The sequence below is a fragment of the Dongia mobilis genome (assembly GCF_004363235.1).
In the GTDB taxonomy this organism is placed as follows: Bacteria; Pseudomonadota; Alphaproteobacteria; order Dongiales; family Dongiaceae; genus Dongia; species Dongia mobilis.
Map to the genome: position 1 here is coordinate 116,353 of NZ_SNYW01000012.1, position 21,301 is coordinate 137,653.

Genomic DNA, 21,301 nt, shown 5'->3' on the forward strand with positions numbered 1-21,301 from the left:
GCACCCGGTCGGTTTGCGCAACAATCATTCAACAATCGGTTCTGTCATTGCGCCTGGGCGTCGCCCTGGTTGCCGAAAAAGCGGAAAAAGTCACCCGCCGGCGGCCCGACATAGGTGGTGGTATCGCCGGCAAGGCCCTGCTGCATCGCCTGCAACGAGCGGTAGAAGTCGAAGAAGGCGGGGTCGCGCCCAAAGGCCTCGTTATAGATGGAGATCGCCTCGGCATCGCCTTCGCCGCGCAGGATCTCGGCTTGGCGGCGCGCATCGGCGACCAGCACCACACGTTCCTTGTCGGCCTCGGCCCGTTTCTCGCGCGCCTCGCGGGCACCCTCTGCGCGAATTCCCGCAGCCTCCTGGGCGCGCTGGGTGCGCATGCTGTTGAACACGGCCTCGCTGTTCTGCACCGGCAAATCGACACGCTTGAAGCGCACGTCGACGATCTCGATGCCATAGGGCTCTGCCGCCTGCCGGGTCAGCTCGTCCTTCACCTGCCGCATGATGTCGGCGCGCTTCGGCGTCAGCGTGTCGGTCAGCGGCACGTTGCCGATGACGCTTCGCAGGGTCGCCAACAGCACGCTCTGGATCTGATTCTCCGCATTCTCGAAGGTGCGGCCGACCCGGAAGAAGGTGAGCGAGTCCTTGATGCGATAGCGAACAAAGGCCGACACCACGATGTACTTCTGGTCGCGCGTCGGCAGTTCGGCAACCGGCGCCTCGAAGTTGCGCACGCGCCGGTCGAAGGTCGTGACCTGATCGGCGATCGGAACCTTGAACTTGAGGCCGGGTTCCTCGATCACTTCTTGCGGATTGCCGAAGCGCAGCACGATTGCGGTCTCTGCCTGCGGCACGATGTAGGTCGAGTTGTAGACGCCGATCAGCACGGCGCCCAGCAACACGATGATGGCGACGATCTTGCCCTGGCTCATTGCGAGGCTCCCGGCTGGCTGGTGGCGGGCTGGGCTGACGTTGGATTCTCGACCGTTTCACCGGATTGCGGCCGATTCTTGAGCAGCTGATCCAGCGGCAGGTAGGGAACCGCACCGCCACTGCCCGAACTCGCCGGATCGATCAGAATCTTGTTCATGTTGGCAAGGATGCCGCCCATGGTTTCGAGATAGAGTCTGCGTTCGGTAATGTCGGGCGACTGGCGATACTCTTCATAGATCGAGAGAAAACGCTGCGCATCGCCCTGGGCGATCGAGACCTTCTCTTCCTTGTAGGCCTCTGCCTGGCGGACAAGCTGTGCCGCCTGGCCCTGGGCCTCCTGGGTCACCTGATTAAAATAGGCCTGGGCGCCGTTGATCGCCGCCTCGCGATCGGCCCGTGCCTTCTGCACGTCACGGAACGCCTCCATCACCTCGGCTGGCGGTTGTACCTGCTCCACCGACAATTGTTCGATGCTGATGGCGCCATTTTCGGCGCCGGGCAGCTTGTAGCTGTCCAGCATCTGCTGGGCGAGGTCGCGCGCCTCGGACTCGACCGCGCTCTTGCCCTGGGTGATCGCGTATTCGAAGCTCGAACGGCCGATGATTTCTCGAATGGCGGCCTCGACCGCGTTCTTGACGCTGGCATTGGGGTCGCTGAGGCCGAACAGGAACTGCTCGACGTCCTTGATCCGCCAGAAAACGGTTGCCTGCAGGTCGACAATGTTCTCGTTGCCGGTCAGCATCTGGCTTTCTTCCGGGATGGCCCTCTTGGGGCCGCCAGGCACCTCCGTGCGGTAACCGACAGTAACGCTGTAGCGGGTCGAGACGTCCGGCGTCTCCGAAGCGCCGATTGGCGCCGGCCAATTCCAGCGCAGGCCCGGCGTTGTCTGGCTGACAAAGCGGCCGAACACGATATTGACGCCGACCTGGCCCGCATTGACGACGTAGAAGCCGCTGACCAGCCAGAGCGCGATCGCGACGATCGCAATCAGCCCAATGGCACGTCCGGAACCGAAGCCGCCCGGCATGATCGATTTCATGCGGTCCTGGCCGCGACGGATCATTTCCTCGAAATCGGGCGGCTGATTCCCGCCGCCACCGCCACCGCCACGCCCCCATGGGCTCTGCCCATTGCCCCATGGGCCGCCCTGATTGTTCCACGCCATAAGGACCCTCGAATCTTGTGGTATTGACGACCGTTCCCGGCCGGCCCGTTTGCCGGTGCCATCCTCGGCACCGCTCCCTGCCTCGCCCTTCTTTGGCCGCGGCCCTTTCTTTGCCCGGGCCAAAGCCTTATATGACAGCCGCTGCAGCGCCGCAATCAATGCCGGATCCGCTCGTGTCGAGCCAGCATCCGGCTATCTCCTGCGGGCGCCGCTTATATCGGGGCCAAGACGAGGGATTTCAAGCATGGCCGGTACAACTGAGGGCGAGATTCGGGCCGCCCTTGCTAGCGTCGCGGCGCCGAATGGCGGTGACATCGTCGGTCGCGGCATGGTCCAGGGCCTGGTACTGCGTGACGGCCATGTCGGCTTTTCGATTGAAGTCGACCCGGCCCTGGGTGCCCAGATGGAGCCCCTGCGCAAGGCGGCCGAAGCGGCCGTGATGAAGCTGCCGGGGGTCCTGTCGGTGACCGCCGTGCTGACCGCCCACAAGGCGCCGCCGCCCACCCCGCCGCGCCAGCCGGCCGCCGCCGGCCGGCCCGCCGGCTCCAAGGCGATGGTTCCCGGGGTCAGGCACATCATCGCCATCGCCAGCGGCAAGGGCGGGGTCGGCAAATCGACCACCGCCACCAACCTGGCCCTTGCCTTTACCACGCTCGGCCTCCGGGTGGGCCTCCTTGATGCCGACATCTACGGCCCTTCCCAGCCGCGCCTGATGGGCCTCTCCGGTCGCCCCGAGAGCCGCGATGGCAAGACCCTGGAACCGAAGGTCAGTTTCGGCGTCAAGGTGATGTCGATGGGTTTCATCGTCGAAGAGGACACGCCGATGATCTGGCGCGGCCCCATGGTGATGAGCGCCATTACGCAGTTGCTGCGCGAGGTCAATTGGGGCGAACTCGACATCCTGGTCTGCGACCTGCCGCCGGGCACCGGTGATGCGCAGCTCACCATGGCGCAGAGTGTGCCGCTCGCCGGTGCCGTCATCGTCTCGACGCCACAGGATATCGCCCTTCTTGACGCCAAGAAGGGCCTCAACATGTTCCGGAAGGTTGACGTGCCGGTCCTGGGGCTGATCGAGAACATGAGCTATTTCAGCTGCCCCAATTGTGGCCACCGGAGCGAAATTTTTGCCCATGGCGGCGCCAGGCGCGAGGCAGAAAAGGCGGGGGTCGAGTTCCTTGGCGAAATCCCGCTCGACATCCAGATCCGCGAAACGTCGGATGCGGGCAAGCCGATCGTCGCCAGCGAGCCCACCTCGGCCCACGCCCTTGCCTATGGCGAGATCGCCGCAAAAATCTGGCGCAAGCTGGACACTGCGCCACAGCGCGCGGCGCCGCGAATCGTCCTACAATAAAAATTAGGCGATCATGCAGCGAAAGGCCGGTCGAGAGGAATTGCCATGAAAGCGAGCGTCACCTGGATTGATGGTGGAACCTATGCCGCCGAAAGCGGCAGCGGCCATGGTCTGCTGATGGACGCGCCGATTGTCGCTGGCAAGCCGACCATTGCCCCGTCGCCCATGGAACTGGTGCTGATCGGCACGGGCGGCTGCACGTCGGTTGACGTCGTCTCCATCCTGCAAAAGGGCCGCCATGACGTGCGCGGCTGCGTCTGCCGGCTGGAATCGACTCGCGCCGAGACGCCCCCCAAGGTCTTTACCCGGATCAACATGCATTTCATTGTTACCGGCAAGGAATTGAAGCCTGAGGCCGTCCAGCGCGCGATCGACCTTTCGGCCGAGAAATACTGTTCAGCCTCGATCATGCTGGCCAAGACGGCCACGATCACCCACAGCTTCGAGATAGTCGCCGCCGATTGATGGGTCCGGCGCGGAGAGATTGACTCTGCCGCCGGGGCCTGCCCCAATATCCTTCATCGCAATCCCTGGAAGGGACCAGCGTGACTGAACGGGGATTATTGGCACCCGCAGGGATGCGCGGCGTCGCCCTCAGGCGGGGCCTGATCCTGCTTATTGCGCTGGCTATCTCCGGCACTGCCCTGCTGGGTGGCGAAATCCTGCTGCAACGTGACGTCAACGCCGGTGCGCGGGAGCAGATGCGGGCGCAACTGGAATTTCTCGCCCGCCGCATCACGACCGAGATCGAAGCCAGCGAATATCTCGGGCGCGGCATTGCCGCCATCTTCGCCGTCCAGCCTGGTCTTTCCCGCAGCGAATTCAACGCCGCTTGCGACCTGCTGATGCAGGATGAGCCGAAAATCCGCAACATCGCCCTGGTCGTCGGCACGGTGATCACCTACAACTGTCCGGAAGCCGAGAACGGCCAGACGATCGGCGTCGATCTGCGCGATCGCGTCGACCAGTGGCCGGCCTTGCAGCGCATCATGGCCACCGGAAAGCCTGAAATCGCCGGGCCGGTCAATCTGGTCCAGGGCGGTTGGGCGATCATCACCCGCACACCGATCATGTCGGACAAGGGCGGCAAGCTTAGCTATTGGGGTGCCGTCAGCATCCCGCTGCGGCTGGACGGCGTGCTGGAGGCGGCCGGAATCGCCGAATTGGCGCGACAGACTCAAATCGCCATCCGCAGCAACCGCGCAGCCAATTCCGGGCCCGAGATCTTCTTCGGCGAAGAGAGCGTCTTCGACAGCAACCCGGTCATCGTGCCGGTCACCCTGCCGGAGGGCGTCTGGTCCCTGGCCGGAATCGTGCCGCGGGAATGGCTCGGCACGGCTCAACTCATCCGGCAGCACGTCATGATTGTGGCAATCGCCCTGCTGCTGGGCGGCCTGTTCCTGGTTGTCGCCTTCTATGCCGAACGGCGCCAGCGCATGGAGGCGGAAACGAGCCGCTTCCGCGACCTGCTCCGCGCCTTCATGGAGAATTCGCCCATTGCGATGTATGTGAAGGACCTTGGCGGCCGCTACATCGACCTCAATGCCGAGGCGCGCAATGCGTTCAATGTCGGCGACCGGACCTATGTGGGCGCCACGGCCGACCGATTTTTCCCGCCTGAGTTCGTCGTCACGCTGGACGAAGAGGATGGCCGCGTCAGGAGCGGTGACGTGGTTCGCTCGGAGCGCGCCGCGCCGACTGGCACCGGCTATCAGTTCGAGCGCGAGATCAAGTTTCCTGTGACCGACAACCAGGGGCGCGTGGTTGCCATCGGCGGCTACGTGATCGATATCACGGCCAACAAGCAGGCGGAGGAACGGCTGATCCAGGCCCTGCACCGGGCCGAAGCGGCCAACCGGGCGAAGTCCGAGTTTCTTGCCACGATGAGCCACGAGCTGCGCACGCCGCTCAATGCCATCATCGGTTTTTCAGACCTCATCCGAAACGGGATCTTCGGCAAGCTGGAAAACGCCCGCTATGTGGAATACATCGACAGCATCCACCAGAGCGGTCTGCACCTCCTGGAACTGCTGGGCGGGCTGATCGATCTGTCGGCCGTCGAATCCGGCCACCTGGAGGTTCGTTTCGAGCCGGTCACGCCAGCCGAGGTGATCGCCGATTGCCGCGCCGTCATGGAATCGCTGGCGCGCGAACACCAGCACCTGCTGGTGTTCAGCGAACGCGCAACCGGCACCTGCCTCGGCGACCGCCGGCTGCTGCGCCAGGCGATTCTCAACCTGGCCAGCAATGCCGCAAAATATACGCGCAAGGGCGGTCGCATCGAATGTGCGACCGAGGACCGCAATGGCATGATCGTATTCCGCATGAGCGACAACGGTATCGGCATGTCGCCGCAGGATATCGAGCGTGCCCTGCAGCCGTTCACCCGCCTGGGCGATCCGATGCGTGCGGAAGTGGGCGGTTCCGGCATCGGCCTCACCCTGGTGAAGCGGCTGGTCGAGGCCATGGGTGGCACATTGCAGATCGACAGTGCGCGCGGTCAGGGCACGCGCGTCGAAATACTCATGCCGCGCCGCTGAGATCGTCAGGCCACCAGCGGCAGCAGTGTCGCTGCCAACAGCAGCCCCATCACCGCATTGAACCATCTGAGGCGGCCGGGATCGGCGAGGAAGCCACGCAGGGTGATTCCGAAGCCGGCCCAGCAAGAAACACTGGGCAGGTTCACGAAGGCGAAGGCAAGCGATATCAGGGCCACCGACAGGAACGGCGCGGCTGGATTGGTGTAGACTGCCATCGCCGTCGTCGCCACCACCCAGGCCTTGGGATTGATCCACTGAAACAGCGCCGATTCCCAGAAACTGATCGGCCGGGTGCCACCCTGTGTACTGCCGATTGCGCCCCGCGACGTGGCGATACGCCAGGCGAGATAGAGTAGATAGGCACCGCCCGCCACCTTCAATCCCCCTTCCAATACGGGCATTGCCGCAAGCAATGCGCCAAGGCCAAGCCCCACCGCCAGCAAGAGGAGCTTGAATCCGACCGTGATGCCGAGCACCTGGGGCAGCGTCCGCCGGAAGCCGAAATTGGCGCCGGAGGCCAGCAGCATGAGGTTGCTGGGGCCCGGAGAGATCGAGGTAACGAAGGCGAAGACGCAAAGCGCCAGCAAGGTGTCGACGTTCATGGTTTCCTCTTCAAAGATGCGTCACCTTGAGTGCGCCGCCCCAGCGGTCGTTAAGGTAGTCGCAGACGAGTTGTCGGTGACAGTGATGCGGCCTGGCTTCGGAGCACAGCAGGCAGGAGTCGTCGAACACGGCCGGTTTCAGCTTCTGCTCGACCTGCCGGGACGCCATCAGTTGCAGGAACTGGCGGCTGAACTCCTGCCACTCGCCCTTCTCCTTCTTGTACATGGTCATCAGCGCCTCGCTCGGCGCCAGCAGCGGCTCGTGGCGGTAGCCGGCGCCACAGATCTCACGCAGGAAGAAGGCGAGGTCGTCGGCCTTGGCAAAGCCGGCCAGTTGCGACGTATTGTGCAGGCGCACATCCACCACTTGGCGCACCTTGGCCAGCCTCAACCGGTCGAAAAAATGGCTCGCGCTGGTCTTGGTAAACCCGATCGTGGTGACGTTGACCGTTTTCTTGGCCGTCGCCATGTCGCCCTCCGCTTGTCTGCCGTCTGTCAAAATGGCCCGCGACGGCAATGCTGGCCATTGGCAAGCTTGACATTCTTGGTATCATTCTTGCCATGAAATTGCAGATCCTCGCCCTCGACGGGGTGTTCGACACCGGGCTCGCCGCGCTGCTCGACGTCTTTGCCACGGCAAACGAGTTGGTGGGGCACCTCGCCCTCAGCGTGGCGCCGTTCGAGGTACGGGTGGTCGGATTGCGCCGGCGCGTGAAGACGGCGCTCGGCTTCTCGGTCCCGATCGCCGGCCCACCGGCGCCCGCGGCGGCCGATTGGATGGTCATGCCGGCGATCGGCTACAAGATGCCCCAGACCCTCGTCCCGGCTCTCGCGCGTGCGGATGTGGGTGAGGCGACCGCCGTCCTGCGCGAAGCCCGGGCTGCGCACCGCCCAGTCGCTGCCGCCTGCATCGGAACCTTCGTGCTGGCGGAATCCGGTGCCCTAGACGGTGAACGGGCAACCACGACCTGGTGGCTGGCGCCGCTCTTTCGCGAACGCTATCCCAATGTGCGGCTGGACGAGGGGCGCATGCTGGTGCGCTCGGGCGATGTGGTCACCGCCGGGGCTGCCTTGAGTCACATGGATCTCGCGCTCTGGCTGGTGCGGCAGGCCAGCCCCGAACTGGCCGGTCTCGTGGCGCGATACCTCATCGTCGATTCACGACCCGCACAATCGGCCTATGTGGTCAGCGACCACCTGGCCCACAGCGATCCGCTGGTCGAGAAGTTCGAGCGCTGGGCACGGCGTCATCTGGCGGAGGGATTCTCGCTGGACGCCGCCGCCGATGCCATCGGCGCCAGCAAGCGCACCCTCGCCCGCCGCCTGCAGGCCGTGCTCGGCAAGACGCCACTCACCTATGTCCAGGATCTGCGGATCGAGCGTGCCTTGCACCTGCTGCGGACCAGCAGCCGAAGCCTCGGCGAGATCGCCGCCGCCGTTGGCTATGCCGACGAAGTAACATTGCGCAACCTTCTGCGCCGACGCCTCGGGCGCGGCATCCGCGAAATGCGCCTGTCCGATTAGGGCTGCTTGAAGAAATCCTCGGGCAGATCGCCGATATCCGGCGGCGCCACCGGCTTCGGCTTGAAGGCAAGCGAGCGCTTCTGCGCTGCCTCGAGCTGGGCCGGTGTCAGTTGGGCAGCGACCGCTTCGCGCAGATCGATCATGTCGGTGCGCTCCTTGCTCTGGGGCAGATGCGCGACCGCGATGTTGTACCAGGCATAGGCCCTCCCGGGATCCGGCAGGGCGCCTTCGCCACGGTCATAGAGTTGTGCGGTCGGCGCATAGGCCGAGAAGCAGCCCTGGTTCGCCGCGCTCTCGAAATAGAACAGCGACATCCGGAAATCCACCGGCACACCCTGGCCGAAATAGTAGACCACGCCCATCAACCGCTGCGCCACCGGATGGCCGATATCGGCCAGCTTCTTGAACAACGGCACCGATTTGGCGAAGTCGCCGGCGGTATAGGCCTCCCACGCGGCGTCGACGCCCTTCTCCAGCGGATCCCATTTCAGCGGAACATCATCGACCACGACATCACGCTTGCAGGCCCGCCGGTCGATGGCGGCATCCGATAGGATAAGCTCCCTGGGCGGTCCGGGCGGCTGCGCCGTCGGGTCGGCAAGAACTTCCTGATCCTGGGCAGAGGCCGGCCCGCCCAGGGCCAGGATGGCCAGGACCGACAGGGTTGCGAGCCTGACAAGGGGTTGCCGCGTCGGGAAAAATCGTTTCATGCCCGGGAAGCTAGCATGATCCGGGCCAGTTCTCCACGCAGGGCCTTGCCCATGACCGCCGGCCACCCCATCTGCTGCCATGGCAGCCTGGTCCATGTTGGCATGGGCAGTGGCGGCCTGGCGGGAGGCATGGATGGCGGTGTCGGACGAATCTCGGCCTGGCGAGGGGATGGCGGAAAACGGCAAATTCGCGCGGGACCGGGCGCGGGTGATGTCAGGTTTCTGGCCCAAGCTGCGTCGCCTCGCCGCCCGGCTGCCGTTCCTGGATGAGCTGGTTGCCGCCTATTACTGCGCGCTCGATCCCGCGACCCCGTTCAAGGTGCGGGCGGTCCTGATGGGGGCGCTGGCCTATTTTGTCATGCCGGTCGACCTTATTCCCGATTTCATCGCAGCGCTTGGTTTTGCCGATGACGCCACGGTGCTCTACGGCGCCGTGAAGACGGTTGCCCAGCACATCACCGCCGCGCATCGCGAGAAGGCGGCAGCGGCAATCGAGAAGTTGCGCGGCTAGTCCCGGCGCCGCCTTGCCTCGCGGTGCGCGATGTAGATCGTGCTGCCGATGATGAGGGTGGCGCCCATCAAGGTCCATTTGTCGGGCAGTTCCGCAAAGGCAACGAACCCGATCATGCCGGCGAACAGCAGGCGCAGGTAGTCGAAGGGCGCCACCACCGAGGCGTCGCCGGCCTTGAAGGCGAGGATCCACCAGTATTGCGACAAGGCGCCGGTCGCGCCGATGATGCAGAGATAGAGCCATTCCAACGGGCTCGGCCATTGCCAGAACCAGATCGCGGGCGGCGCCACCAGTGCGGTCGCGATGATGCCGTAATAGAACAGCATGACCAGCGGCGTCTCGCTCGCCGGCAGGCGCTTCAGGATCGTGATCAGGATGGCGATCGAGAACGCATCGCCCAAGGCCAATAGCGCCCAGGCGTCGAAGGCCTGGCTGCCCGGCCGCATCATCACCAGCACACCGAGAAAGCCAACAAAGGTCGCCGCCCAGCGCCGCCAGCGCACGTCCTCCTTGAGGATGATAACCGCCAGCACCACGGCAAACAGCGGTTTGGTAAATGAAAGCGCCGTATAGGTCGCCAGTTCCAGCTTGGAAATGCCGAGATAGGCGCAGGCCATGGCGACGATACCCAGCACCGAGCGCCAGACATGGGCCTTCATGTGCTGCGTGTGCAGCGCCCTTGGCCCGGCATAGAGGATGAAGGGCAGCAGCGCCACGAAGCCGAACAGGCAACGGAAAAAGGTGATCTCGAAAGTATTGATTCCGGCCTGGCCGGCCAGCTTGACGAAGGTCGCCATGACCGAAAAGCCGAGCCCGCACAGTGCCATCCACAGGCAGCCGCGGGCATTGGGCGACAGCGCGTTGAAGGCGGCGATCATGAATCCTGGTCTTTGGAATAGGCCCCCCTGGGCAGGACAGGCGCGGCGCCGGCCTGGGCGCTTTCCGCTGTCGCTGCGGTGGCAGCGGCGCGGGTTCCGCGCTGGTGGCGCAGGCGCGCCTCGCGCTGGGCGATGTAGAAGCCGGCCGCGACGATGATTGCGGAGCCGACCCAGAACCAGGAATCCGGCACCTCGCCGAACCAGAACATGCCGAGCAGCACGGTGAAGATGAGGCGCGAATAGTCGTAGGGCACGATGGCCGAGGCTTCCGCCATGGCAAAGGCCCTCGTCCAGCACAGGTGTCCCAATGTCCCGAACAGGCCAAGCGCCACCACATATGGCCAGGCGGCAAGGCTTGGCCAGGACCAGACGAAGAGCGCTGGCACCAGCGAGATGGGTGTCGCAAGCAGGACCATGTAGGTCACGATTGCGTTCGAACTCTCCGAGCGCGACAGGGTCTTCACGATGATAGTCACGGTCGCGGTCAGAAACGCACTCGCGATAATCAGCGTCTCGCCGGTGCCGATACTGCCGAATCCGGATTCCGCCCAGGGTTGCAAAATGACGAGAACGCCGCCAAAGCCCATGAGTGTCGCCGACCAGCGGCGGAAGCGGACCCGCTCCTTGAGGATCAGCGCCGCGAGGATGGTGGCAAAGAGCGGCGCGGTAAAGGAAAGCGAGGTGGCGTTGGCGATCGGCAGATAGGCAAGGCCGGTGAAACCGCACATCATCGAGACGACGCTGATCGAGGAGCGCAGCAGGTAGGTACCAAACCGCCCCGTGCGCAAACTGCCGAAGCCGTGCTGCCACAGCCAGGGGATCATGAACAGGAAGCCGAACAGGTTGCGCCAGAAGGCGGTGACGAAGCCGTGCAATTCGCCGGACAGGTGCTTGACCGTGGCGCTGAGGCAGGAAAAGAAGACGCAGGCTGCCAGCGCCAGCAGGGCCGCCAGCAGGGGCTCCGGAAGGCGGCTGCGGCTGGGGTCGGAACTCGTCATGCGGATGTCGGGAATCGTCTTGCCAGGATGTGCGCAGGCCCAGAAGATGCGGCCGAAAGGCACAGTAAAAGCCAACAGGCGCAATAAAAAGGCTCGACAACGCGGCCAAGCCTTGCATTTTCCGCAGGGCCGGGCAGTTTGACGTTGTTGCAGCGCGGCATGGTGAGGGGAAGGATCAAATGGACGGATTGCTGTGGCAGCCCAGCGAGGAGGCGATCGCGGCTGCCAACATGACCAAGTTTCGCACCCAGGTGGCCCGGGACTGGCAAGTCAGCCTGAAGGACAGCGCCGAACTCTGGCAATGGTCGGTCGACGAGATCGAGAAATTCTGGCTCTCGCTATGGCGTTTCTGCGAGGTGATCGGCGACGGGCCCGGTCATGCCATCCTCGCCGAGGGCGACAGGATGCCCGGCGCGCGTTTTTTCCCCGAGGCGAAGATCAACATTGCCGAGAACCTGTTGCGCTTCTCGAAGCCGGGCGACGATCGGGATGCCATCGTCTTCTGGGGCGAGGACAAGGTGAAGCGCCGTCTATCCCATGGCGAGGTGCATGACAAGGTGGCGGCGTTGGCGGCCCATTTCCGCAGCATCGGCCTTCAGCCCGGCGACCGCATCGCCGGGTTCGTCCCCAACATGCCGGAGAGCTTCATCGCTGCCATGGCCGCCGCGTCACTGGGCTGTGTCTGGTCCTCCTGCTCGCCTGATTTCGGCGTCCAGGGTGTCCTCGACCGCTTCGGCCAGATCGAGCCTAGAATCCTCATCACCGCCGACGGCTACTGGTACAACGGCAAGAGCCACGACAGCCTCGCACGTGCCGGCGAGTTTCTCGCCAAACTGCCGAGTGTCGAGGAAGTGCTGGTCATTCCCTATATCAGCGACGATCCGGATGTCGCGAGGCTGCCCAAGGCGCGCAACATCAATGACGTGATCGCCGCCAATGCAGGCGCAGAGCTCGCCTTCACCCGGGTCGATTTCAACCATCCGCTCTTCATCATGTTTTCGAGCGGCACCACGGGCGTCCCGAAATGTATCGTGCACGGCCAGGGCGGTACATTGCTGCAGCACCTCAAGGAGCACCGCCTGCATGCCGATGTGAAGCCGGGCGACCGCATCTTCTATTTCACCACCTGCGGCTGGATGATGTGGAACTGGCTGATCTCGGGCCTCGGCTCCGGCGCCACCCTGCTGCTTTTCGACGGTTCGCCCTTCGCGCCCGACGGCAACATCCTGTGGGATTTCGCCCAGGCCGAGAAATGCACCTTTTTCGGCACGTCGGCGAAGTATATTGACGCCTGTGCCAAGGCCGGCGTCAACCCGATGAAGACCCACGACCTGCCCCATCTGCGCGCCATCGGCTCCACCGGTTCGCCGCTGGCGCCGGAAAGCTTCGATTACGTTTACGAGAAGATCAAGCAGGACGTCTGCCTCTCCTCCCTCTCCGGCGGCACCGACATCATCTCCTGCTTCATGCTGGGCAATCCGACCGGCCCCGTCTGGCGTGGCGAGATCCAGATGCGCGGCCTTGGCATGAAGGTCGAGGTCTGGGACGACAACGGCAAGCCGGTCAAGGGCGAAAAGGGCGAACTTGTCTGCACCCGCCCCTTCCCCTCGATGCCGATCGGCTTCTGGAAAGACGAGGGCGGCAAGCGCTACAAGGCTGCCTATTTCGAACGCTATCCCAATATCTGGCATCATGGCGATTATGTGGAACTCACCGAGCATGACGGCATCATCGTCTATGGTCGCTCGGATGCCGTGCTCAATCCCGGCGGTGTGCGTATCGGCACGGCCGAGATCTACCGCCAGGTCGAGCAACTGCCGGAGATTCTCGAGAGCATCGTCATCGGCCAGGATTGGCAGGGCGATGTGCGCGTAGTCCTGTTCGTGCGCCTGCGCGAAGGCGTCGTGCTTGACGACGATCTGAAAAAGAGGATCGCCGGGCAGATCCGTGCCAACACGACTCCGCGCCATGTGCCGGCCAGGATCGTCTCCGTTGCCGATATTCCACGCACCAAATCCGGTAAGATCGTCGAGCTTGCGGTGCGCGATGTGGTGCATGGCCGGCCGGTCAAGAACCAGGAGGCACTTGCCAACCCCGAGGCCCTGAAGCTCTACGTCGATATTCCGGAGCTGCAATCGTGAGTCTTGTCGCCAATCCGTGGCTCCGCGCTGTCGCGGTCCCGCCCATCGCCGAGGCCCAGGGCTGGATAGAGGGGCGCAGCTTTCCTGCAGACAGGCCGCTGATCGATGTCTGCCAGGCGGTACCGGGCTATGCCCCGCCGGCGGAACTGACGCAACACATGGCCGCGGCGCTGCAGCAGCCTTCGACCCACCGCTATACCGATATCGTCGGGCTCGCGGACCTTCGGGCTGCGTTGGCGACCGACATCGTGCGGGCCTATGGACTGGCTCCGGGCTCCGTCACGGCCGACAACGTCATGATCACGGCGGGCTGCAACCAGGCCTATTGCCTGACCGCCGCCGCTCTGGCAAAGGCCGGGGACGAGATCATCCTGCCGCTGCCCTATTACTTCAATTACCAGATGTGGCTGGAGATGATCGGCGTCACCGCGCGCCATGTCTCGTTCCGGCCCGATTCCGGCGGCGAGCCGGATCTGGCCGAGATCGCGGCGGCAATCAATCCGAAGACCCGCGCCCTCGTCCTCATCTCGCCGAACAACCCGACCGGCGCAGTCTATTCGCCGGCATATCTGGCGGCAGCGCTCGATCTCTGCCGCCGACACGGGATCGCGCTCGTCCTCGACGAGACCTATCGCGATTTCATGCCCCATGACGAGCCGCCCCACGCCCTCTTCAAGGACGATGCGTGGGCCGACACTCTGGTCCACCTCTACAGCTTCTCGAAGGTTTTCTGCCTGACTGGCTACCGGGTCGGCGCCATCATTGCCGATCCGAAACTGGTGGACGAAATCGGCAAGGCGATGGATTGCGTCGCCATCTGCGCACCTCGCATCGGCCAGATCGCCGCGATCCACGGACTCTCGACCCTCGGCGCCTGGCGCGGTGGCAATACGCTTCTGATGCGCAACCGACTCGAGAGCCTGCGCCAGGCCTTCACCCGCAACGATCTCGGCTACGAAGTGGCGAGCGCCGGCGCCTATTTTGCCTATCTGAGGCATCCGCATCGCGGCCGCAAGGCGACGGAGGTAGCGCGACGCCTTGCAGACCGGCAGAATATCCTCGCATTGCCCGGCTCCATGTTCGGCCCGGGCCAGGAAGACTACTTGCGCGTCGCCTTCGCCAATGTCGACGCGTCGATGATGCCGGAGATCGCGGCGCGGCTGGCGGCGGATGCTGCGGATGGAAAGTGGTAATCCGGCTTTTATTGTCATGGGCCGCGCAGGCGGGCCATCCGCGAGATTGTCTGCTGTTGAAGAAAGGAACCTGGTGGTTCCTCGCCTTCTCGGGGAATGACTATCGGGGAAGCCCCTAGGGCCTGATTTCGATCGGCGCGCCGAGCTCGACCGCGTTCCAGACTACGTCCATGGCAAAGTTACTGAGGCCGATGCAGCCATTGGTGAGTGGCGAGCGGGTCAGGAAGCGCCACCATTGTCGCTGGCCGTGGATCATGATGCCGCCGCCGGCATCCTCGCCCTTGGCGGCCGCGGCTGCCGCCTGCTTCTTCGACGGGTAGGAAATCAGGATCGCGCGGTAGTGGGTCGAGTCCGGATTGCCCCAGATCAGGCGGTACTTGCCTTCCGGCGTGCGCTCGTCGCCCTCGCGCTGCTTCTGACCTTGGGGACTCTTACCCAGCGAAATGTCTGCGGTGAAAACCGCCGCGCCATCGCGCAGCAGGGTCAGCGAGCGTGCCGATTTGTCGACCACCACCTTGTCGACCGGGCCGAGGGCCAGCGCCGTCACCGGCCCTGCCAGGGCGAAAACGGCGCCCGCAGCCAGCGCCGCGCAGAGCGACCAGGTCAGGGCGCGATGCAGAAACCGTCGCGGCCGCGCCGCCGGAAGCGCGAGTTCGAGGGCAAACTCAGTCACCGAGCATCGCCTGCAATTCGATCCATTCGCGCTTGCCGAGGCCGCTCGATTCCTGGGTCACCTTTTCGCCGGCAAGGCGTCGCTTGACGACCGCAAGTGCGTTCTTGGACAGCGTCGCCGCGCCCAGGCGGTGCTGCACGAAGGCCTCGTAGCACATCGGCACCCAGCGCTTCAGCACGTCCAGCATCGCCTCGGCATAGACGCGGATCTCGTACTGCGCATGCGCATCGGCACGGAGCGAGAGGAAATGCATGAAATTGTGGAGGTCGATCTTCCAGTACCATTGGGTATAGAAGTTGAGACTCAAATTCATGCGGGCCAGTTCGCGAGCGAGGCCGGGGCGAGTGGGGTCGACGGGCTCGCCGCTCTCGGTCTCGTTCAGCATGTCGACATAGTGGTCGTAGACCTGGGTCGAATCCGCTTTCAGCAGGTCGAGCACGCGCTTGGCCTCGGCCCCCTCCAGCACGTCGCCGCGTCCTTGGCGATTGACAGCGGACTGGGCCGCCAAGTGCTCCGGCGCCGGAATGTAGAACTCCCGGTCGAGGATCGAGTAGCGGGCCGAATATTCATTCACATTGGCGGTGCGGTGGCGGATCCATTGCCGCGCCACGAAGATCGGCATCTTGACGTGGAACTTGATCTCGCACATCTCGAACGGGGTCGAGTGACGATGGCGCATGAGATAGTGGATGAGGCCCTGGTCTTCGGTCACCTTCTTGGTGCCGCGGCCATACGAGACGCGCGCCGCCTGCACGACCGCATTGTCATCGCCCATGTAGTCGATGACTCGGATGAGGCCGTGATCCAGCACTTCGATCGGCTGGTAGAGGATATCCTCCAGGGCCGGGGCGACGGAGCGCCGGGTCGGGCGCTGCTCCGCGCGCTGTTCCTCGATCTGGGCCAATTGCTCGCGGGAAAGAGCCATGCCGGGTCCTGCCTGTGTTCGGGAATACATGCCGCCAGCCGACTCGGGCAAGCGGGCCATGCCCGGTCGGGTGGCGGTTTTACCGGGAACCGGGGGACGCAACAAGATCGAAGCACCCATGCGGCGGCAGGCCTTTCACATCCTGCCCGGGGGGCCTATATTAAGCGTGTCGGGCAACCGACTATGGCGATAAACGCCGTGTGGAATAAGCGTTACGGACCCGGGGGCGGTACCCGGCGCCTCCACCATAAACCCTTTTGGTACAGTCGCTTACGGGCGCCTGTGCGGGGCTTCATGGGGGCGAAACAGGATCGACGTGCGCGGTAAAGACGCGGTTTTTGCTCGGTATGGTACCCGCCGTTATCGGGCCAAACCTAGAGATGCCAACGACAACGTTGCATCCGATCTCCGTATGGCTGCCTAACATCCCTAACGGGCTGTAAGTAGCTGACGAGAACGCGGTACCGGGGGGCGCCGGGCAACAGAAAGCCCCCCACCCGTTTCCGGTGCCGGCGAAAGACCCGGCGGAGCCAAGAATAATCGGAATCGGGCCGGACCAGGCGGGAAACGGGGCGTTACGATGGCGAAGGATTGGTTGCGCTATGACCAGATGGTCGAGGATGCGTTGCGCGGGGTTGTACGGCGCGCGCTGACGGAGGCGGCCATGAGCGGGCTGCCGGGCGACCATCACTTCTACATTACCTTCCGCACCGACAATCCGACCGTACGCATTCCGGGTCACCTGAAAGCACAATACCCACGCGAAATGACCATCGTCCTGCAGCACCAGTTCTGGGATCTGCATGTGGCCGACGAAAGCTTCGGCGTGACGCTGAGCTTCGGCGGCAAGCACGAGCCGCTGCATATTCCCTTTGCCGCTGTCGTCAGTTTCGCCGACCCATCGGTCAAATTCGCCCTGCAGTTTGATGCCGGCGAAGCGGAGAATGACGACGAGATCCTGGATGGGGATGACGGAGAACCGGCGGAGCCGTCGCTTGCGCTGGAAAAACCAGCCGAGAAGCCGGCCCTCGCCGACCAGCGCGGTGACGCTGACAAAGGTGAGGCAGTCGCATCCGGCGGCGCTACCGTCGTCGCCCTCGACGCCTTCCGCAAGAAGCAGCCCTAGGCACAGCCGCAATCACAGCCGCAATGCGGGGCGGCGTTGCGGCAATCGTGAAATTGTCGCGATACGTTTCTGCACTTGACGCGATCAAATGTCGCACTTATTTTGCGCCCACCTCTCGAACGAGGAGGAGGACCGTCGAATGACCCAACGCTACCGAAAGAGCTGCAACGCAGCCTGAGATTCGACTTCGGCCGACGCGCCGTTGTCGCGTCGCTGATCCCCTGGTCTTCCGGACTCACCTCAACTCCAACCGCGTAACGCTGGCTGTTTCCTGCAGCAGATTGCTGTCTCGTTGCTGAGGCACAATTTCGCCGCCTCGCCGCCGGCCATATCCGGAACCCGCTAGGCTTCACGCCACGCGCCATCGGCAACCCCTTCGCGGGGAGCGTCGTGCAAAGTCGCGCCTCATCACCACCAACCCCGACCTGGCCGCCGGCCGTTCGCCCGCTATCGGTGCGTTCGACGGATCGGATGAGCTTTGCCGCGCGCCAGGCAAATCGACGACAAGAAGGAAATCCGACATGCCGATCAATCTCAACCTCTGGAGCCTGATGCTGGGTCGCTGGCTGGACCCATCCGGCGCGGCGGCGCGTACCGCCAGCCCGGTGGAGGGCCGCGCCGGAACCGGCGAACTGCCGGGCGCCGACAAATGGCGCAACCGGCCGCCGCCATACAATCTCGCCCGGCTGTCGTCGCATCTCAGACGCGACATCGGCCTCGACTGGGACCGCATCTAGACCACGTCTGTCAGATGGCTGGCGCGCCAAGGCGTGCCAGTCGCTGACTGGCGCAAAGGGCAATCTGCAGAATCTGCGCGCGCCGACGGTTGCCATTAAGGGGCACCATCGGTGCCTCACGCAGGATGGCGCCGCCATGGCGGTCGGCGACGATGAGGCCGCAGGTTTCAGGCAGGATCTCGCGTGGAAAATCAGCCGCCACGGCAAAGAAAAACCGGTCGCAGAAACTCCGATATTCCGGCCATTTCTGGTCGGCTCGGAAATCGGCGCGCGAGGATTTCACCTCGACGATGACGATCTCGCCGGCATCGTTGAAGGCGACGAGATCCGCCCGACGCTTTGCCCGCAACGGGAATTCCGCCAGGCTGGCAAATCCGAGATCGGCAAAGAGCCGCGCGACGCCGCGCGCGATTTCCCCGGCCTTGTCCGGCTCGCGCGCCGCCACGTGCTCCGCAAAAACGGGTCCTGTTGCCATCCCCACCTCCTGCACCACCGACAGATTGCCGTGATGTTCACTGTTTGTCCATGGCATGCCAATCCCGGTGCCGCGTGCTCGGCTTGCGGCAGCCGTTCCGGATCAGTATCCAGAACGGGCAGCGCAGGCAGGAAAGGCTGTTGGATGAGCGGCGACAACATCGGGCGGCGACCAGGATTGTTCCGTCGCCTGTGGCGCGCCCTGCTCCAACTCGCGGCACTTTTTTTCCTGATCTCCGTCGTGCTGACCGCCGTCTACGCCTGGCTGCCGCCGCCGGCGACCCCCCTGATGGTGCTGCGCCTCTTCGACGGCAACTGGATCCACAAGGATTGGGAAGCCTACGAGAACATCTCGCCGCATCTCGCCCGCGCCATCATCGCCGCCGAGGATGCGAAATTCTGTTCGCATCGCGGCTTCGACTGGCAGGCGATCGAGCAGGCCTGGGAACGCAACCGTCAGGGCAAGCGCATGCGCGGCGGCTCCACCATCACCAACCAGACCGCGAAGAACGTCTTTCTCTGGCCCGACCGGACCTATGTCCGCAAGGCGGTGGAGTTCTATTTCAGCGGCCTCATCGAGCTTGTCTGGAGCAAGAAGCGGATCCTCGAGGTCTATATGAACGTGGTCGAGTTCGGCCCCGGAATCTACGGTGCCGAGGCCGCGGCGCAGGCGCATTTCGGCAAACCGGCGAGCGAGCTGACGCGACGCGAGGCGGCATTGCTCGCCGCCGTGCTGCCCAACCCGATCCGCTGGTCGGCGTCGAATCCGACGAATTATATCCGCAACCGGGCCGGGACCATCCAGGCCCGCATGAACGACGTGCCGGACCCCACCGGCGATCCCTGCCCGCGGCCGACAAGGTAAACGCCAATTAACCAAGACAGGCGTCTGTCGCCGCGCGAGAATGCCGCGTCATGCCCATGATCGGCAGCATCATCGATGGCGGCCAGGGTCAGGTCATCGCCCGCGTGCCGGGCGGTGCGCCGGGGACCGAGAGCTATCTGGTCCGCCGCCGCAGCGGCGATGCCGGCAGCGCGCCTGCCGATGCCGCCGCGCGCCCGGGCGGAACGCCGGCCCCCGAGACGACCGGCCAGCTGAGCCCCGAGGAAAAGCGCATCATTGCCGAATTGCAGGCGCGCGACCGCGCCGTCCGCAACGAGGAGGAGCGCCACGCCAACACGGCCGGCCAGTATGCTGGCGAGCCGCAATACACCTTTCGCCGCGGACCCGACGGCAAGCTCTATGCGGTCGAGGGAAGGGTACCAATCCGCCTCGGCAACGCCGGCGGCTCGCCGGAAGAGCAGGAGAAGGCGCTCCGCCGCGTCCAGGCTGCGGCGGTCTCGGTGCAATCGCCCTCATCGGGGGATTTCAGGGCCCTCGCCGGTGCCGCCGCCAGTCTTGTCGCCCAGGAAAGTGGCGAAACGACCACTCCGGCTGAACGCCGGCAGGAGGCCGAACGCGCCTATCGCGATGCCCAAAGGAATGCTGCGGCCGCCGAAGATGCCGCAAACCTTGCCCGTGAGCTTTTCGGCGCCATTGCCGACCAGCGGATCTAGCTCAGGCGGCGTCGCCCACCACGTCGAAGCCGGCGCCCTCGATGGCCGCAACCACCTTGGCGCGATCGGCCTGGCCTTCGACCTTCACTTCGCCGCCTTCGATATCGACCGCGACATTGCTGCCGGATGCGACCGCGGCCAGCGCCTTCTTGATCGAACTGGCGCAGCCGCCACAAGTGATGCCTTCGACCTTCAAATGCAACATGGTCCGGAACTCCGTTTTCGTGACGGTCGAAATATGGGGCTTCCCACCGTGGCAAGGTCAAGCCGCGACTCTGAGCCGGAGGATTTTCTCGCCGAGTACCCTTGAAATCGAACATATTTAGATATATCTAAATTCTATCTAATAACAACAAAGCAAGAGGTTTTCATGTTTTTCAAGCAGTTACACAAACGCTGCGAGGAGCGACATGCCCGAGGTGACTGGGGCATGGGCGGCCGCTGGAACCGGGAGCACGGTTTTGGCAAAGGATTTGGGGGGCGCCATCGCCATCATGGCGGGGGCCGCGTCTTCGACCATGGCGATCTGCGCCTGGTGATCCTCCACCTGATCTCCGAGAAGCCACGCTATGGCTATGAAGTGATCAAGGCGATCGAGGAAAAGGTGGCGGGCGCCTATACCCCAAGTCCCGGGGTCGTCTACCCGACGCTGACCCTGCTGGAAGAGACGGGCCTCGCCACGGTGAGCGAGGTCGAAGGCAACAAGAAGCTCTATGCCGTCACCGAATCCGGCAAGTCGCATCTGGCCGAGAACCGGGTCACGGTAGAAGGCATCCTGCGCCGGATCGAGGAAACCCATGCCGCCCATGGCGGCGGGCCGTCTCCGCAGATCATCCGCGCCATGGAGAATTTCAAGATGGCCCTGCGCCTGCGCCTGTCCCAGGGGAAGTTGAGCGAGGAACAGAACCGCAGCATCACCGCGGCCCTCGACGAAGCCGCACGCAAGATCGAACAGGCATGAGGTCTCTGACATGACCCCGAGGACATCCCTCGCCCGCGTCGCGACCGCCTCGCCGGCGCGCTATCTGGGCCAGTTGTGCAAACATTTCGCCCACAGGATCCCGGCTGCCCACGATGCCGAAAGCGGCTGGATCGAGTTTCCCTTCGGACGCTGCGACCTCGCTGCTGATGGCGAGGTTCTGGCAATGAGCGTTGCTGCCGCGAACGACGAAGATCTGGCCAGGATGGAAGATGTCATTGCGCGGCACCTTGTTCGTTTCGCCTTTCGCGAACCGCCCGAGATTGTCTGGCAACGCGGCGAGGGGTGAT

The 21,301-nt window shown here is 64.1% G+C and carries 24 protein-coding genes and 1 other RNA gene; 14 read left to right on the top strand and 11 right to left on the bottom strand.

What is annotated here, in order from left to right:
* Positions 1–44 precede the first annotated feature (44 nt).
* Entirely contained in the window at positions 45–926 is an 882-nt protein-coding gene (hflC, locus tag A8950_RS16385) for a protease modulator HflC (RefSeq protein ID WP_133614763.1), read from the bottom strand.
* A complete protein-coding gene (gene hflK / locus A8950_RS16390) occupies positions 923–2,092 on the bottom strand; it encodes an FtsH protease activity modulator HflK (protein ID WP_133614764.1) in 1,170 nt (389 codons plus the stop codon). Before hflK ends, hflC begins: the two co-directional genes overlap by 4 nt.
* A gap of 244 nt (positions 2,093–2,336) precedes the next feature.
* Here hflK and A8950_RS16395 point away from each other — a divergent pair, with 244 nt between their 5' ends.
* From A8950_RS16395 to A8950_RS16405, 3 genes are all read left to right on the top strand, one after another.
* Positions 2,337–3,443, top strand: coding sequence for an Mrp/NBP35 family ATP-binding protein (locus A8950_RS16395; RefSeq protein ID WP_133614765.1), 1,107 nt, complete (start codon positions 2,337–2,339; stop codon positions 3,441–3,443).
* A gap of 45 nt (positions 3,444–3,488) precedes the next feature.
* A complete protein-coding gene (locus A8950_RS16400; protein ID WP_133614766.1) occupies positions 3,489–3,908 on the top strand; it encodes an OsmC family protein in 420 nt (139 codons plus the stop codon).
* 113 nt (positions 3,909–4,021) lie between these two features.
* Positions 4,022–5,983, top strand: a complete 1,962-nt coding sequence (locus tag A8950_RS16405) for a sensor histidine kinase (protein WP_133614767.1) — start codon at positions 4,022–4,024, stop codon at positions 5,981–5,983.
* 5 nt (positions 5,984–5,988) lie between these two features.
* Here the strand turns inward: A8950_RS16405 and A8950_RS16410 are convergent, their stop codons facing one another.
* Both A8950_RS16410 and A8950_RS16415 read right to left on the bottom strand, forming a co-directional pair.
* On the bottom strand, positions 5,989–6,585 hold the full coding sequence (locus A8950_RS16410; protein ID WP_133614768.1) for a LysE family translocator: 597 nt from the start codon (positions 6,583–6,585) through the stop codon (positions 5,989–5,991).
* A 10-nt stretch (positions 6,586–6,595) separates the two neighbouring features.
* The gene (locus A8950_RS16415) at positions 6,596–7,054 is read right to left on the bottom strand and encodes a DUF488 domain-containing protein (protein ID WP_133614769.1); all 459 of its coding nucleotides are present in this window, start codon (positions 7,052–7,054) and stop codon (positions 6,596–6,598) included.
* Between the two features lie 92 nt (positions 7,055–7,146).
* On the opposite strand from A8950_RS16415, the gene A8950_RS16420 reads away from it, so the two are divergent.
* Positions 7,147–8,109, top strand: coding sequence for a GlxA family transcriptional regulator (locus A8950_RS16420; RefSeq protein WP_133614770.1), 963 nt, complete (start codon positions 7,147–7,149; stop codon positions 8,107–8,109).
* Here A8950_RS16420 and A8950_RS16425 read toward each other — a convergent pair.
* Positions 8,106–8,819 carry a tetratricopeptide repeat protein gene (locus A8950_RS16425; RefSeq protein ID WP_166645237.1) on the bottom strand — a complete coding sequence of 238 codons (714 nt, stop codon included), beginning with the start codon at positions 8,817–8,819 and terminating at the stop codon, positions 8,106–8,108. The genes A8950_RS16420 and A8950_RS16425 overlap by 4 nt on opposite strands.
* A gap of 133 nt (positions 8,820–8,952) precedes the next feature.
* Here A8950_RS16425 and A8950_RS16430 point away from each other — a divergent pair, with 133 nt between their 5' ends.
* The gene (locus A8950_RS16430) at positions 8,953–9,330 is read left to right on the top strand and encodes a YkvA family protein (protein ID WP_208109900.1); all 378 of its coding nucleotides are present in this window, start codon (positions 8,953–8,955) and stop codon (positions 9,328–9,330) included.
* Here the strand turns inward: A8950_RS16430 and A8950_RS16435 are convergent.
* Positions 9,327–10,208, bottom strand: coding sequence for a DMT family transporter (locus A8950_RS16435; RefSeq protein WP_133614772.1), 882 nt, complete (start codon positions 10,206–10,208; stop codon positions 9,327–9,329). The two genes, A8950_RS16430 and A8950_RS16435, sit on opposite strands and share 4 nt — an antisense overlap.
* Complete coding sequence (locus A8950_RS16440; RefSeq protein WP_133614773.1) at positions 10,205–11,206, bottom strand: DMT family transporter; 1,002 nt, start codon at positions 11,204–11,206, stop codon at positions 10,205–10,207. Before A8950_RS16440 ends, A8950_RS16435 begins: the two co-directional genes overlap by 4 nt.
* 179 nt (positions 11,207–11,385) lie before the next feature.
* On the opposite strand from A8950_RS16440, the gene A8950_RS16445 reads away from it, so the two are divergent.
* Complete coding sequence (locus A8950_RS16445) at positions 11,386–13,347, top strand: acetoacetate--CoA ligase (protein ID WP_133614774.1); 1,962 nt, start codon at positions 11,386–11,388, stop codon at positions 13,345–13,347.
* The gene (locus A8950_RS16450) at positions 13,344–14,540 is read left to right on the top strand and encodes an aminotransferase (RefSeq protein WP_133614775.1); all 1,197 of its coding nucleotides are present in this window, start codon (positions 13,344–13,346) and stop codon (positions 14,538–14,540) included. The genes A8950_RS16445 and A8950_RS16450 overlap by 4 nt, the downstream gene beginning before the upstream one ends.
* 115 nt (positions 14,541–14,655) lie before the next feature.
* Here the strand turns inward: A8950_RS16450 and A8950_RS16455 are convergent, their stop codons facing one another.
* Together A8950_RS16455 and thyX are read right to left on the bottom strand one after the other, a co-directional pair.
* Complete coding sequence (locus A8950_RS16455) at positions 14,656–15,213, bottom strand: L,D-transpeptidase family protein (RefSeq protein WP_208109901.1); 558 nt, start codon at positions 15,211–15,213, stop codon at positions 14,656–14,658.
* Positions 15,206–16,138: an FAD-dependent thymidylate synthase gene (gene thyX / locus A8950_RS16460; RefSeq protein WP_133614776.1), complete on the bottom strand. Its 933-nt coding sequence runs from the start codon at positions 16,136–16,138 to the stop codon at positions 15,206–15,208. Before thyX ends, A8950_RS16455 begins: the two co-directional genes overlap by 8 nt.
* A 129-nt stretch (positions 16,139–16,267) precedes the next feature.
* Between thyX and ssrA the strand changes: the two genes are divergently transcribed.
* From ssrA to A8950_RS16475, 3 genes are all read left to right on the top strand, one after another.
* Positions 16,268–16,634, top strand: a transfer-messenger RNA (tmRNA) gene (gene ssrA / locus A8950_RS16465).
* A gap of 84 nt (positions 16,635–16,718) precedes the next feature.
* Complete coding sequence (locus tag A8950_RS16470) at positions 16,719–17,264, top strand: SspB family protein (protein ID WP_133614777.1); 546 nt, start codon at positions 16,719–16,721, stop codon at positions 17,262–17,264.
* Between the two features lie 521 nt (positions 17,265–17,785).
* Positions 17,786–18,001: a hypothetical protein gene (locus tag A8950_RS16475; protein ID WP_133614778.1), complete on the top strand. Its 216-nt coding sequence runs from the start codon at positions 17,786–17,788 to the stop codon at positions 17,999–18,001.
* Between the two features lie 10 nt (positions 18,002–18,011).
* Here A8950_RS16475 and A8950_RS16480 read toward each other — a convergent pair whose 3' ends face one another.
* Positions 18,012–18,476, bottom strand: coding sequence for an MmcB family DNA repair protein (locus A8950_RS16480; protein ID WP_133614779.1), 465 nt, complete (start codon positions 18,474–18,476; stop codon positions 18,012–18,014).
* A gap of 144 nt (positions 18,477–18,620) precedes the next feature.
* Between A8950_RS16480 and mtgA the strand changes: the two genes are divergently transcribed.
* Together mtgA and A8950_RS16490 are read left to right on the top strand one after the other, a co-directional pair.
* On the top strand, positions 18,621–19,340 hold the full coding sequence (gene mtgA, locus A8950_RS16485; protein WP_133614780.1) for a monofunctional biosynthetic peptidoglycan transglycosylase: 720 nt from the start codon (positions 18,621–18,623) through the stop codon (positions 19,338–19,340).
* A 50-nt stretch (positions 19,341–19,390) separates the two neighbouring features.
* The gene (locus A8950_RS16490) at positions 19,391–20,032 is read left to right on the top strand and encodes a putative metalloprotease CJM1_0395 family protein (protein WP_133614781.1); all 642 of its coding nucleotides are present in this window, start codon (positions 19,391–19,393) and stop codon (positions 20,030–20,032) included.
* A 1-nt stretch (position 20,033) separates the two neighbouring features.
* On the opposite strand, the gene A8950_RS16495 is transcribed toward A8950_RS16490, so the two are convergent.
* A complete protein-coding gene (locus A8950_RS16495) occupies positions 20,034–20,237 on the bottom strand; it encodes a heavy-metal-associated domain-containing protein (RefSeq protein ID WP_133614782.1) in 204 nt (67 codons plus the stop codon).
* A gap of 225 nt (positions 20,238–20,462) precedes the next feature.
* Between A8950_RS16495 and A8950_RS16500 the strand changes: the two genes are divergently transcribed.
* Complete coding sequence (locus tag A8950_RS16500) at positions 20,463–20,993, top strand: PadR family transcriptional regulator (RefSeq protein WP_243735679.1); 531 nt, start codon at positions 20,463–20,465, stop codon at positions 20,991–20,993.
* Positions 20,994–21,003: 10 nt separating this feature from the next.
* The gene (locus A8950_RS16505; protein ID WP_133614784.1) at positions 21,004–21,300 is read left to right on the top strand and encodes a DUF2218 domain-containing protein; all 297 of its coding nucleotides are present in this window, start codon (positions 21,004–21,006) and stop codon (positions 21,298–21,300) included.
* The last annotated feature ends 1 nt before the right edge of the window (position 21,301 follow it).